The sequence below is a fragment of the Nocardia sp. NPDC004123 genome, from assembly GCF_053603795.1.
This window is the reverse complement of sequence record NZ_JBSGGG010000057.1, coordinates 1-13,920: the sequence shown is the minus strand read 5'-3', so window position 1 is coordinate 13,920 and position 13,920 is coordinate 1. Positions and strand designations below refer to the sequence as shown.

Annotated in this window: 12 protein-coding genes; all 12 read right to left on the bottom strand. The window is 66.8% G+C overall.

The genetic code is table 11. The annotated features are described in order from the left end of the window. The coding region (gene rpoB, locus ACWEQQ_RS44710; RefSeq protein WP_452352522.1) for a DNA-directed RNA polymerase subunit beta at positions 1 to 2,057 on the bottom strand (2,057 nt) is incomplete at its 3' end. Positions 2,058 to 2,590: 533 nt separating this feature from the next. Continuing rightward, the gene (locus tag ACWEQQ_RS44705; protein ID WP_452352521.1) at positions 2,591 to 3,343 is read right to left on the bottom strand and encodes a hypothetical protein; all 753 of its coding nucleotides are present in this window, start codon (positions 3,341 to 3,343) and stop codon (positions 2,591 to 2,593) included. Positions 3,344 to 3,355: 12 nt separating this feature from the next. Further along, a complete protein-coding gene (locus ACWEQQ_RS44700; RefSeq protein ID WP_452352520.1) occupies positions 3,356 to 4,204 on the bottom strand; it encodes a hypothetical protein in 849 nt (282 codons plus the stop codon). Positions 4,205 to 4,286: 82 nt separating this feature from the next. Continuing rightward, the gene (locus ACWEQQ_RS44695) at positions 4,287 to 5,531 is read right to left on the bottom strand and encodes an MCE family protein (protein WP_452346180.1); all 1,245 of its coding nucleotides are present in this window, start codon (positions 5,529 to 5,531) and stop codon (positions 4,287 to 4,289) included. Continuing rightward, positions 5,528 to 6,769 carry an MCE family protein gene (locus ACWEQQ_RS44690; RefSeq protein ID WP_452352519.1) on the bottom strand — a complete coding sequence of 414 codons (1,242 nt, stop codon included), beginning with the start codon at positions 6,767 to 6,769 and terminating at the stop codon, positions 5,528 to 5,530. Before ACWEQQ_RS44690 ends, ACWEQQ_RS44695 begins: the two co-directional genes overlap by 4 nt. Then, positions 6,766 to 8,043, bottom strand: a complete 1,278-nt coding sequence (locus ACWEQQ_RS44685) for an MCE family protein (protein ID WP_452352518.1) — start codon at positions 8,041 to 8,043, stop codon at positions 6,766 to 6,768. Before ACWEQQ_RS44685 ends, ACWEQQ_RS44690 begins: the two co-directional genes overlap by 4 nt. Before the next feature lie 3 nt (positions 8,044 to 8,046). Further along, the gene (locus tag ACWEQQ_RS44680; protein WP_452352517.1) at positions 8,047 to 9,054 is read right to left on the bottom strand and encodes an MCE family protein; all 1,008 of its coding nucleotides are present in this window, start codon (positions 9,052 to 9,054) and stop codon (positions 8,047 to 8,049) included. After that, entirely contained in the window at positions 9,054 to 10,130 is a 1,077-nt protein-coding gene (locus ACWEQQ_RS44675; RefSeq protein WP_452346184.1) for an MCE family protein, read from the bottom strand. Before ACWEQQ_RS44675 ends, ACWEQQ_RS44680 begins: the two co-directional genes overlap by 1 nt. 8 nt (positions 10,131 to 10,138) lie before the next feature. Further along, entirely contained in the window at positions 10,139 to 11,491 is a 1,353-nt protein-coding gene (locus ACWEQQ_RS44670; RefSeq protein WP_452352516.1) for an MCE family protein, read from the bottom strand. Positions 11,492 to 11,561: 70 nt separating this feature from the next. Next, entirely contained in the window at positions 11,562 to 12,365 is an 804-nt protein-coding gene (locus ACWEQQ_RS44665) for an MlaE family ABC transporter permease (protein WP_354850825.1), read from the bottom strand. Between the two features lie 66 nt (positions 12,366 to 12,431). Then, the gene (locus tag ACWEQQ_RS44660) at positions 12,432 to 13,226 is read right to left on the bottom strand and encodes an MlaE family ABC transporter permease (protein ID WP_354850753.1); all 795 of its coding nucleotides are present in this window, start codon (positions 13,224 to 13,226) and stop codon (positions 12,432 to 12,434) included. A 10-nt stretch (positions 13,227 to 13,236) separates the two neighbouring features. Further along, positions 13,237 to 13,920: ATP-binding cassette domain-containing protein (locus tag ACWEQQ_RS44655; protein ID WP_452352515.1), on the bottom strand; the 684-nt coding region annotated here is incomplete at its 5' end.

Sequence of the window (13,920 nt, the reverse complement as noted above, 5' to 3'; positions counted from 1 at the left end):
TGCCCGGCCTCCACCCGCATACCCTCGTCCACGATCGGACGCTGGTTGGCGCAGGTGCCCTGGTTCGAACGCTCGAACTTCCGCAGCCGGTAGCTCCGGCGAGTGCCGTCGTCGTGCATCACGGTGATGAAATCGGCCGAAACCTCTTCCACCACACCGGCCTTCTGGTTCACGACCACGTCACCGGCGTCGACGGCGGCGCGCAGCTCCATACCGGTGCCGACCAGCGGCGACTCGGAACGGATCAGCGGCACGGCCTGACGCTGCATGTTCGCGCCCATGAGGGCACGGTTGGCGTCGTCGTGCTCGAGGAACGGGATCATGGCGGTCGCGACCGACACCATCTGGCGCGGCGAGACGTCCATGAAGGTCACCTCGGTCGGCGCGACGAACTCCATCTCCTCGTTGCCGCGGCGCGCGAGCACCTTGTCATCGAGGAAGTTGCCGTCGGCGTCGACCGGAGAGTTGGCCTGCGCGCGAACGTGGCGGTCCTCCTCGTCGGCGGTCAGGTACTTGACCTCATCGGTGACGCGGCCGTTCACGACCTTGCGGTACGGGGTCTCGATGAAACCGAACGGGTTGACCCGCGCGTACACCGACAGCGAGCCGATCAGGCCGATGTTCGGGCCTTCCGGGGTCTCGATCGGGCACATGCGGCCGTAGTGCGACGGGTGGACGTCACGAACTTCCAGGCCGGCGCGCTCACGGGACAGACCACCCGGGCCCAGCGCCGACAGACGACGCTTGTGGGTCAGACCCGACAGCGGGTTGTTCTGGTCCATGAACTGCGACAGCTGCGAGGTGCCGAAGAACTCCTTGATCGCCGCCACGACCGGGCGGATGTTGATCAGGGTCTGCGGGGTGATCGCCTCGACGTCCTGGGTGGTCATGCGCTCACGCACGACGCGCTCCATGCGGGACAGACCGACGCGGATCTGGTTCTGGATCAGCTCGCCAACCGTCCGCAGACGACGGTTGCCGAAGTGGTCGATGTCGTCGACGTCGACCGGGACCTCGGAGCCGCCGGGGGCGGTCATCAGGCGATCGCCCTGGTGCAGGCGGACCAGGTACTCGATCGTCGCGACGATGTCTTCCTTGGTCAGCGTCGAACCGGTGACCGGCTTGTCCAGGTTCAGGCCGAGCTTCTTGTTGATCTTGTAGCGACCGACGCGAGCCAGGTCGTAGCGCTTCTCCTTGAAGAACAGGTTCTCCAGCAGGGTCTGCGCGGACTCCTTGGTCGGCGGCTCGCCCGGACGCAGCTTGCGGTAGATGTCGAGCAGCGCCTCGTCCTGACCCGGGGTGGAGTCCTTCTCGAGGGTGGACATCATGATCTCGGAGAAGCCGAAGCGCTCGGTGATCTCCTCGGTCGTCATACCCAGCGCCTTGAGCAGCACGGTGACCGGCTGACGACGCTTGCGGTCGATGCGGACGCCGACGGTGTCGCGCTTGTCCACGTCGAACTCCAGCCACGCGCCGCGCGACGGGATGACACGCACGGAATGCAGCGTCTTCTCGGTGGACTTGTCGATCGACTCGTCGAAGTACACACCCGGGGAACGGACCAGCTGCGACACGACGACGCGCTCGGTGCCGTTGATGATGAACGTGCCCTTGTCGGTCATCATCGGGAAGTCACCCATGAAGACCGTCTGAGACTTGATCTCACCGGTGTTGTTGTTGATGAACTCCGCGGTCACGAACAGCGGCGCCGCGTAGGTCATGTCCTTGTCCTTGCACTCCTCGATGGAGGCCTTGACCTCTTCGAAGCGCGGGTCGGAGAAGGACAGCGACATGGAGCCGGAGAAGTCCTCGATCGGAGACAGCTCCTCGAGCACCTCCTCGAGGCCCCCGACGGGATCGGTGACGTCGCCGCGCGCGATGGCACGCTCACGCCAGTCTGCTGAACCGACCAGCCAGGCGAACGATTCGGTTTGTAGATCGAGAAGTCCGGGAACCTCCAGGGGCTCACGAATCTTCGCGAAAGACACCCGCTTCGGGGCTCCGGGGATACCGGCCTTGGTCTGGGTGGAGACTGCCAAGATGCGTCCTTCCAGCACCTCACGCGCGTCGCGTGGTGGTCCGCGACCGTCGCTTGTCTGCTACGAATTCCGCTGGTTACGACCCGAACGAAACCCGAACAGCAAACAGCGGAAGTAACACCGGAAGGTGGAACTTTCGTGATGCGATCGAGGTATGGACAGGAGGCAGCCAGCGCAACGTCCAAAACTACACCCAAACCTACGGGGGTGTCAAAGTACCACCCGTGGCGATCCGTGGGCGGCAACTTCGCCCCGGTGTGTCCGTGTCGATATCCCGGCGATCAGAACGCCGATATCACCACAGCCGAGTGACGGTCTCCACACGGTTTTCCGGCCGGGCCGCAAGTCCGCTGGCTGCGTTCGCAAGACCCTCGCCGGCGTTCTGTCCCCTGTGACAGCCGCCGCTGTTGTGAATAGCGTGACGGGTCGGACGAAACTCGTCAAGTGGCGGCCCGAGTTGACAAATCGCGAGATCGCCTGTCCCCCTACAAGATCACCTTCCGACGTCGTGCGATGCCGGAAAGACACCGCCATGCGACGGCGGGAGGCGCTTACTTGTCGGTGATCTCGGCGGCCAGCCAGTGACCGCCGACCTTCTGCATGCGCAGCACGATCGGGCCCGAGGCGAGGGGTTCGGGCTTGCCGTCCTTGACCGCGGAGATGTTCAGATTGACCAGGAGCTCGGCACGGTCGCCGGTGAGAAGGGTCACGCCGATCGGATCGGTTTTGACGTCGGTGTCGGTCTGGGTCTGCTTGATGGTCTCGACCGTGGTGTCGACGTACTTGGCGAAGTCCTTCTGCATCTTGTCGGTGAGCACCGAATTGACCGAGGCCTTCCACTTGTCGATCTCGGCGGCCTTGTAGCCGTAGAGCGTGGTCAGCGCGTGGTCGCCGGCGGCCTTCACCTCGTCGGTGGCCCTGTTGTCGACGTAGGCCAGATTGCCCGAGTCGGAATCGGGCTTGCTCACCCAGTGGTGCACGGCACCGGCGATCGCGAAGGCCAGCAGCAGCGCGGAGAGCGCTGCGCACACCGTGGCGACACCCCAGTTACGCCAAAATCCGCCCTGGCCGGTCGGCTTGGAATACTGTTGCGGGGCACCGTCTTTGGACAGACCCGGACCGCGATGCAGGGTGGTGCGCGACGCGGTCCGATCCGAACGCTCGGAGGTGGACCGGGCGCTCGTGGTCTTCCGCTCGGTGCTCCCGGCCTGGACGTCGGCGGCGGTGGTGCGCGACGCGGTGCCGCGCTGGGCGGCCGGGCGGCGCGGGGTGACGCGGTTGACGGGTCGTTTCCGGTTGGCCATGGTCACTCCCTCCTAGTTGCCCGGCTTGGGGGTGGGCTGGGTCGAAGTCGGCTGCTGGGGCGCGTCCTGCTGCGGCGCGGCCGAGCCCAGGGGCACCGGCTCGCCGAGGTTCTGCGCCTTCTCGGCCTTCCAGGTGCTGCCGACCTTGACCAGGTCGAGGGTCCACAGCTGGCGGAAGGACGCGGGCTGGCCACCGGGCCAGCTGCGGGTGATCTTCAGGACCGCGAAGGCGGAGGCGTGGTCGAGCTCACTGTTGAGCGCGGTGACCGTGACGCCCTCGACGGCGGCCGCGATGCGGGTCTTGGAGTCCTGGGCGGTCTGCTTGAGCTGATCCTGCCCGTCCTCCTGCTGCTTGAGCAGCTCACCGGTCATGGATGACCGGATGTTCGCCAGCGACCCGTCGATGTCGTCCGGGTTGATGGACATGAGGTTGACGGCGGCCTGGCGGGCGTCGGTCAGGACGGCGTCGCGGGCATCGGCCCGGGAGCTGTCCTTGGCGTCACCGAACCAGATGAATCCGACCACGGCGGCGGCGATCACCGACACCACCAGCAGCGCGGCCGCGCCGACGGTGACGAGCTTCCGCGGGTCCGAGCCGACGGCGCCGGGTGTCGGCGGCAGCTCGGCGGCCTGCTCAGCGGGCTCGTCCGGCACAGCGGCCGGCGCAGTGGGCTCTTCCGGCGCAGTGGGCTCGTCCGGCACGGTGGCCGGCACGGCGGTGGATTCGGCCGACTCCGTCTCGGATGCGGCCGGCTCCGGCGCGACGTCCGCCGAGGACGCGTCCGGGGTTGTTTCGGGAACCGGCGGGGTTGCCGGCTTCTCGAGGTTCGCCCCCGATTCGCTGTCCTTGTGCTGACTCACGCCGCCACCATACTTTCCTCTCTTCGCGCCCTGGCTGGGACTGTGTGCCATCTCGCTGCCCGGAGCGTGCCGGGCAGCTCGGTCAGTGCTTGGGCGTGACGCCCATGAGCGTGGCCAGCTGGGTGGCCACCGGGTTCAGGTTGAGCTTGTCCGGGTCGTACTTCGGCTTGTCGTCCCAGGGCTGCCCGACGCTGGGGTCGGCCAGCTCCGCGCGACTGGCGCCGCGGACGTCGGTCTCGCTGCCCTGCGGCACCGCGCACCCGGCCTGGGTATTGAGCGGGAAGTCGTCGCGGGTGTCGTCGAAGTTGGGGTTCTGGGCCTTCATCTGATCCAGAATCCGTTGTGTGCCTTCGTATCCCACGGTGCAGGCGGGCGGGTTGTTGGTCTCCAGCACCAGGCCGAAGTGGGTGGTGCCGTCACCGGGTGCGGTGGACGAGCCACCCAGCGGCAGCAGCGGCAGCATCTGCAGCACCGGGCCGAGGGCGTAGAACTTCGGTGAGATGGCCAGCAGCAGGGTGCGCAGGTTGGTGAGGTCCTTGGTCAGCGCCGGGCCGCTCTCCTGCAGCAGGTGCTGGATCGCGGAGCCCGCGTCGGTGCCGGTGCCGATGAGGCGGCGGATATCCGGGTCGTTGGACTTCAGCTGCGCGGTGAGCTTGTCGAGGCCGTCGCTGAACTGCAGGATCGCCGGGGACTGCTCGGCCTGGGTGCCCAGCACGGTGCGAGCCGAGCGGATCAGGGCCAGGGTCTGCTGCAGGTTGTCACCGCTGGCGGTGGCGCTGAACTTGTTGAGCGAGTCGACCAGGATCTTGAGGTCGTCGCCCTTGCCGTCGAACGCCTTGCCCAGCTCGGTGATGGTGGTGGACAGCGCCTTCAGGTCGGTGGTGCTCGCGAAGTGGTCCACGCTGGTGAGCAGTTCCTCGACGTGGACGGGCAGCTGCGCGCCGACGATGACCGAGCCGTCCTTCAGGTACGGCCCGCCGGCGCTGGTGGGCTGCAGGTCCACGTACTGCTCACCGATGGCGGAGCGGTCGGCCACCACCGCCTTGGCATTGGCGGGGACCTTGGGCTTGCCGGAGTTCATCTCCAGGGTGATGAGCACGCCGTCGGGGGTGACGTCGAGGTCGCCGACCCGGCCGACGGGGACACCGCGGTAGGTGACCTCCGCGCCCTTGGACAGGTTGCCGGTTTCGGCGGCCTCCACCTTCACCTTGTACAGCCCGAAGCCGAGCATATTGTCCAGCCGCACGTACTTGGCGCCGACGAACACGACGCCGAGCACCGCGATGACCGCGAAGGCGATCAGCTGATTACGCACCAGACGAGTCATCGCGGACCACCCACTCCCAGCTGCTCGAGAATCGATCCCAGCGGATCGGTCGGTCCCGGCTGCCCGATCGGCCGCGCCACGGTGGGCGGCAGCGGCAGCAGCGAGACCGTCGGCCAGCCGCCGCGCGGCCCGTTGCCGTTGTAGTACGGGTTGGTCGGATCCACGTTGACCTGGCGGCCCGCGGGCGGCAGGTACTGCGGATCCTGTTTGCCCACACCGAGATTCGACAGCAGGGTGCCGATCTGCAGGTCCACCGAGAGCCAGGTGTTGACCTGACCGCCGAACGCGGACTTGATGGCCTCGTCCGGGAACGGGTAGGTCGGGATGAGCGGGAACGCGGTCACCAGGTCACCCGCCGACGCGCCCAGCGCCTGCAGCGTGGGCCGCAGCGAGGACAGGTCGGTGATCAGGTTGTCCTTGGACTTGTTCAGCACGTCGAATCCGGCCTGCCCCACCCGATCCAGCTGGCCCAGCAGCTGAATCAGCTGCGGCCGTTGCTCGTTGAGGATCTTGATGCCGCCCGGCAGCTCGTCGAGGATCTTGGAGATCTGGGTGGTCTGCTGCCCCACCCGGCTGGTCAGCGTGTCGAGGCTGTCCAGCGCGCGGGTGATGTTGTCGACCTGGTCGTCGAGGCCCTTGATCAGGGTGTTGGCCTGGCTCAGCAGGTCCCGGACCTTGCCTTCGCGGCCGCCCAGAGTCTTGTTGAGCTCCACCACGATCGGCTGCAGCTGCGCCACGCCGCCGCCGTTGAGCAGCAGCGACAGCGCGCCCAGCACCTGCTCCACCTCGGTGGCGGTGCGGGTGTTCTCGACCGGGATCTTGGCGCCGTCCTTCAGCCGCGCGGAATCGGCATCCTTTGCGGGAGCGGACAGTTCGATGTACTTCTCACCCAGCAGGTTGGTCTGCTTGACCTCGGCGTGGGCATTGGCGGGCAGGTTCACGCTGTCGTCGACGAGCACCTGCACGCTGGCTTCCCAGGCGTTGTCGGGGGCGATGCGGATCTTGTCGACCCGGCCCACCGCGACACCGTCCACCTTCACCGACGACTGCGGGACCAGGTCCAGCACGTCGGAGAAGCGGATGTCGAGGTGCAGCGGATGCTTGCCGATATTCGGTCCGCCGGGCAGCGGAATACTGTCCGCGCCGCAGCCGGACGCCATCAGCGTCACCGCGCCCAGCGAGGTGGCCAGGAGGGCGGTGCGCCGGACCCGGCCGCCGCGAATCCGGTTGGCGCTCATCGCTGCCCACCTTCCTGCTGCGACGGCGGCAGCTGGTCGGACGGAGTGCCGGGAACGGTGCCGGGGACCGTGTTGTGCTGCTCGTTCTCGCCGCTGAGAATGCCGAAGGGCAGCACCAGCGAGGGTGTCTTCACGCCCGCGGTGAGCTGATCGGTGATCACCTTGCAGTTGTTCAGGATCGGCTGCAGCTGACGCGAGATGGCGTCGAACTTGGGGTCGCCGGGACGCAGCTTGCCCAGGTCCAGCATCTTGCAGATGACGCCGAACGGATCCTGCAGGTCGGTGAAGTTGGGACGCATGTCGAGCGTGCCGGACTCACCGTTGTGCACGTTGATCAGGTTGCTCAGCGCGGTCGGGATGAGCGGCAGCGCCTTGGCCAGATCGTCGCGCTGGTCGGCGAGGGTCTGGGTGAGCTTGGTCAGCGCATCGGCGTTGGACTGCACCAGGTCCCGGTTGTTGTCGATGAACCGGGCCACATCGCCGAGCGCGACCGACAGCAGGTTCAGCGCCTGGCCGAGGGTCTGGCGCTCGTCGGACAGGAACCCGGCCAGCGAGGCCAGCTGGGTGTTGAAGGTCCGCACCTGCGCGTCGTTGTCGGCCAGGGTCTGCACGAAGGTCTGCAGGTTCTTGACCGTGTCGAAAATGTCGGTGCGCGAATCGGAGAGCGCGTGCGCGGCCTTGGACAGCTGGGTGAAGCTGTTGCCCAGCGCGTCGCCATTGCCGGCGAGGTTCGCCGCGCCGGTGCGCACCAGCTGGTTCAGCGCGCCTTCACCGGTGGCGCCCTCCGGCTTGTTCGCGCCCTCCGGGCCGAGTGCCTTCGACAGTTCGGTGATGCTGTTGTAGAGCCGGTCCACCTCGACCGGGGTCGCGGTGCGATCCTTCGGAATGGTGGCATTGCGGGCCATCTTCGGTCCGCCCTTGTAGGCGGGCGCGAGCTGGATGTACCGGTCCGACACCACCGAGGGGGTGATCTGGGCGGCCTTGGCGTCGGCGGGGATGTCGTAGCCGCGGTCGACCTTCATGACGACCTTGACCACGTCGCCCTGCGGGTCCACCGAATCCACCCGGCCCACCGGCACGCCCAGGACGCGCACGTCGGAACCCTTGTAGATGCCGATGGACTTGTCGAAGTACGCGGTGATGGTGGTGGTGTTGAGCCGATCGAAGCTCCACCACGCGACACCTGCGAGCACCACCGCCAGGACGGTCACTCCGGCGATGATCTTGCTCTTGGTGCTGGCGCCACGCAGGGCGGACAGCGGATTGCTCGCCACGAGTTAACCTCCCATCTTTCGGATCGGCTGGCGGTCACCCGGGATGTCCGGCAGCGCGGGCGGAATCAGGTTCGTGATGACCGCGTCGAACCAGCGGCCGTTGCCCAGCACGTTGGAGTAGAGCCCGTAGAAGGGCGCGGCCAGCGTGAGGGTCTTGGACAGGTCGGCCTGGTGGTCGTTGAGCAGGTCGATGGTCTTGTTGAGGTTGGTCAGCGCCGGGCCGATCTGGGCCTCGTTGTCCTTGACCAGCGCGGTCAGTTCCGCCGCAACGGTTTTCGCGCCGGTGAGCAGCTGGTGGATGGCCTGCTGGCGCACGTTCAGCTCGGCCAGCAGCTCGCCGCCGTTGGCGATGAGCCGCTCGAACTCCTGGTTGCGGTCGGCCAGCACCTTGGTGGTGGTCTTGGTGGCCGCGAACAGCTTCTTGAGCTGATCGTCACGCTTGGCCAGCGTCTCCGAGAGCCGGGCGACGCCGTCGATGGAGCTGCGCAGTTCCGGCGGGGTGGCCGAGAAGGCGTCCGACAGCACGGTGAAGCTCTTCGCCAGCTGCGCGGTGTCGGTCTGCTCGATGTTCTTGGCGGCGTCGCTGAACGCGTCCACCACGTCGTAGGGCGACACGGTGCGCGAGAGCGGAATCCGGTCCGACGGGTTCAGCACCTTGGTGCCCTTGGGATCCAGTGCCAGGTACTTCTGCCCGAGCAGGGTCTTGATCTGGATCGAGGCGGTGGACTCGTCCCCGACCCAGGCATCCTGGGTGCGGAAGTCCACCAGCACCTTGTCGCCGTCGAGGCGGACATCGGACACCGCGCCGACCTTGACGCCGGCGATGCGCACCTCGTTGCCCTTCTTCAGGCCCGCGGCCTCGGAGAACTCGGCGGTGTACTTGATGCCGGCGCCGATGATCGGCAGTTTGTCCAGGTTGAACGCGGACAGGGTCACCAGCAGCACCAGGATCAGGCCCAGCCCACCCATGAACGCCGGACTGCGCTTGCCCAATACAGCGCGGTCGTCCATCAGCGGCCTCCCTTCCCATGGCAGCGCGGGGCCGGATTCGTGTAGATCGGCTGGTTCACAGTCGGCATGTTCTGCAGTGCGGGCGGGAAGTTCAGCTGCGGCGCGTCCTTGATGCCCGGTCCGGCGACGATGTCGATGCCGCACAGATAGAACTGGAACCAGGAGCCGTAGGACGCCGCGCGACCGAGCTTCTCCATCTTGATGGGCAGGTTGGTCAGACCCTCGTCGACCTCGTCCTTGCGGTCGTTGAGAGTGCCGGTGAGCTGGTTCAGACCGGCGATGGCGCCCTGCAGGTTCGGCCGCACCGGGACCAGCAGGTCGGCGGTGGCCGAGGCCAGGTTGCCGAGCGAGGTGACCGCCGAGCCGATGGTGCCGCGATCGGCGTTCAGCCCGGTGACCAGCGCCTCGGTATTGACGATCAGCTGGTCGAGCTGGTCGCCGCGCGAATTGATGCTGTCCAGCACGGCATTCAGGTTCTTGATCAGCTCACCGATCACCGCGTCCTTGTCGGCCACCTTGTTGGTGAGCGAGGCGGTGTTGGCCACCAGGTCCGCGATGGTGCCGGATTCACCCTGGAAGACCTGGATGATCTCGGACGACAGCTTGTTGACGTCCTCGGGGGTGAGGGTCTGGAACAGCGGCCGGAAGCCGTTGAACAGCTCGGTCAGATTGACCGCCGGCTTGGTGCGCTCCAGCGGGATGGTCGAGCCCTTGTTCATCTTGCGGCCCTGCTGCCCGGTGCCCTGTTCCAGCGCGATGTAGCGCTGGCCCACCAGGTTCCGGTACTTGATGGTCGCGGTGGTGGAGGCGGGCAGCCAATCCCGGTCGGTCAGTTCGAATTCCACATTGGCCAGGCGCTTGTCCACGATGGACACATTGGTCACCTTGCCCACCCGGACACCGGCCACGCGCACCTCGTCGCCCTTGTTCAGGGAGGTCACATCGGTGAACCGGGCATTGAACTTGGTACCACCGCCACCGTAGTTGGCGATGGTCAGCGCCAGCACACCCGTCAGGAAGACCGTGACGAGAATGAAGGCGATCAGTTTGGTCAGCGTCGGCCCGAGGCCGCGCAGCAGATCCTTCACTTGACGCTCACCTCACTGCCGCGGAAGGCCGGGGCGGCGATCTTGGTCACCCAGGTGGGCACCTGTTCGGGCGAAACTCCGTGTGCCGCACCGTAGATCGCACCCAGGGCCTGGGCCTCCTGCGGTGAGTACGCGGTGGTCGGCGCCTGCGGGCCGTACACCTTGTACTGCGGCTCCGGCACGCGGCCGACGTTCTGGTCACCCGGATTACGGCTCGGCGGCTGGTAGGAACCGTCATTGGCGGAACCGTCGGTGTACTGGCCCGGGTCGGTGAACGGCGGGTACATCGGAACGCACAGCGGCCCACGCGGGTCGAACCAGCGCGGCTCGTCCTGGTTGGGCACGTAGCGGCCGCGCGGATTCACGATCTGGATGGTCACGCGCGAGCCCGGCAGGTTGGTGCCCTTGCCGAAGATCTGGTCGATGCGCGGCTTCAGCTCCGCGAAACCGGCCAGCGCGCAGCTGTAGCTGGGCGAGTACTTGGCCAGCGCCTCCAGCGCGGGCCGCGAGTCCGCCGCCACGTCGATGATGTTGTCGCGGTTGGCCACCAGGAAGTCCGCGGTGGTCGAGGCGCTCGGGGTCAGCGTCGCCAGCAGGGTGTCGACCTGCGAACGCTTCTGCACGATGGTGGCATTGGTGGTGCGCAGGTTGTCCAGCGCGGACACCAGCTCGGGCGCGGCATCGGCGTAGGTGGTCGCCACGTCGGCCAGGCTCTTCAGATCCTGTTGCAGCGTCGGCATTTCACCGTTGACCTGGGTGACGATGTCGTCGAGCCGGTCGATGGTCCGGCCCAGCTCCTCGCCCTGCCCCTGCAGCGCGTTGGACAGCGCGCCCAGCGTGGAGGACAGATACTGCGGGGGAATCGCCTGCAGCAGCGGCAGGATGTGGTCCAGCAGCTGGCTCACCTCGACGGCGTTGCCGCTGGTGTCCTGGCGCAGGGTCACGCCCGCGGTGAGATGGCCCTGCGGGCTCTCCGGCCACACCAGATCGATGTAGCGCTCACCGAACAGCGTCTTGGGCAGCAGGCGGGCGGTCACATTGGACGGAATCTTGTCGGCCTTGCCCGGGTCGATGGCCAGATCCAGCGTGACGTTCTTGCCGTCGTAGGAGCTCGACCGCAGCTCGCCGACGGTGACGCCGCGGACCTTCACATCCGCGTTGCGGGTCAGCGCGTTTCCGACGGTGTCGGTGATCAGGTTGACCCGGACGGTGTCCACGAACTGCTTGTTGTAGATGGCGATGGTGGTCCACAGGAACAGCGCCACCAGCACGAAGAAGAGCACGCCGAGGGTACGGCTGCGCAGTTTCTCGGTGGAACGCCAGAACTGCACACGCTGCGGGTCGCTCATGCTGTCTCCATCCGGGATGAACGGACGGCCTGCGTGGTTACGCAAGCTGCCGCCTCCGGCCGCTGACCGTTCATCCCGCCACCCGCACCGTCGTGGTCGTACCCCAGATCGCCAGGGACAGGAAGAAATCGAGCACGTTGATCAGCACGATGGCGGCACGCACCGCGCGGCCCACGGCCACACCCACGCCCGCGGGACCGCCGCTGGCGTTGTAGCCGTAGTAGCAGTGCACCAGGATGATCACGAACGCGAAGACGAGCACCTTCACGAAGGAATAGAGCACGTCCTCCGGTGGCAGGAACAGACTGAAGTAGTGGTCATAGGAACCACTGGACTGCCCGTTGAAGTAGATGCTGATCATCCGCGAGGCCAGGTAGGTGCCCAGCAGGCCGACCACGTACAGCGGAATCACGGCGAGGAAGCCGGCGATGGCGCGGGTGGTCACCAGGAAGGGCACCGACGGCACCGCCATCACCTCGAGCGCGTCGATCTCCTCGGAGATCCGCATGGCGCCCAGCTGCGCGGTGAAGCCACAGCCGACCGTCGCCGACAGTGCCAGTGCCGCGACCAGTGGCGCGAGCTCGCGGGTATTGATGTACCCGGTCAGGAAGCCGGTGAGGACACCGGAGCCCAGGGCGTCGAGGGCCTTGAAGCCCTGCAGGCCGACGACCACACCGACCGAGGCCGACATGAACACGATGACGCCGATGGTGCCGCCGATGACGGCGAGGGCGCCCGATCCGAAGGTCACCTCGGCCAGCAGCCGCATGACCTCCTTGCGGAAGTGCACGATCGTCTTCGGGATCGCGCCGATCGCCCGGGAGTAGAACGACATCTGATCGCCGGCCTTGTCGACCAGGTCGACCGGCGCCATGAGCGCCGGTCTGACCCGGCGCGCCGACCGGGAGAAGACGGTGGTGCGCTGCGAAACAACCATGGATCACGCGCCCTTTGCGGGGACGACCTGAAGGTAGATCAGGGTGAGGATCAGATTCAGGAAGAACAGAACGAGGAACGTGATCACCACGGATTGGTTCACCGCGTCACCCACTCCTTTCGGTCCCCCCTTCGGATGCAGGCCCTTGTAGGCGGCGATCACGCCCGCCACCACGCCGAAGATCAGGGCCTTGATCTCGCCGATGACCAGGTCGGGGATCTGCGCGAGGGCGGAGAAGGACGCGAGGTACGCGCCCGGGGTGCCGCCCTGCAGCCCGACGTTGAAGAAGTAGCCGCCGCAGATGCCGACGACCGAGACCAGGCCGTTGAGCAGGAAGGCCACCAGCATCATGCCCAGCACGCGCGGAACCACCAGGCGCTGGATGGGATCGATGCCCAGTACCTCCATGGCGTCGATCTCCTCGCGAATGGTGCGCGAGCCGAGATCGGCGGCCACGGCCGAGCCGGCGGCGCCGGCGATGATCAGCGCGGTGACGACCGGTGCAGCTTGCTGCACGGTGGCCAGCACACTGGTCGCGCCGGTGAAGTTCTCCGCCCCCAGCTGCTTGATGAGCGAGCCGGTCTGCAGGGCCACCACGGCGCCGAACGGGATTGCCACCAGAGCGGCGGGAAGGATCGAGACACTCGCGATGAACCACGACTGTTCGATGAACTCCCGCCACTGGAAGGGCCGGCGGAATGTCTTCCGGAACACGTCCAGGAAGAGTGCGAATATGTTGCCGGCCTGGGCAAGTCCCGACTCGACCGGGGTGCGCAGTCGCGTCAGGGTGGGATTCACGCCGCGTATGTTACCCGTTAGTCAGGTTCTGTCGAACCGTGGCGTCGTAGCCACCTTGATACGCGGGCATCACCTGCGTGTCGGCCTCATCACCGTTCTGCGCCATCGACTCGCGAATGGCTTCCTGGGCGGCCGGCGGCAGCGTATGCATGATCTGGCGGACCCGCTCGCGGCGGCGGCCCACCGCGCCACGCACCGGCATGCCCGGCTGCGCCCGCATCTGCGGGATGATGCCCTCGATCTCCTCCGCGCCACCGGCGTGGTGACCCGAGTCGAACATGGCCTGCTCGCGGGCCATCTGGGCTTCGTCCTTCTCCTCCGACATACCGATCGGGCCCTGCATGCGGCCGTTGAGGAACTGCTTGACCACCGGCTCCTCCGAGGTCAGCAGCACCTCACGCGGGCCGAACATGACCAGGTTGCGGCGGAACAGCATGCCGATGTTGTCCGGCACCGTACGGGCCAGGTTGATGTTGTGCGTGACGATCAGGATCGTCGCGTCGATCTGCGCGTTGATGTCGATCAACAGCTGCGACAGATACGTGGTGCGCACCGGATCCAGACCCGAGTCCGGCTCGTCGACCAGGATGATCTGCGGGTCCAGCACCAGCGCGCGAGCCAGGCCGGCACGCTTGCGCATACCACCGGAGATCTCACCGGGCAGCTTGCCCTCGGCGCCGAGCAGACCGGTCAG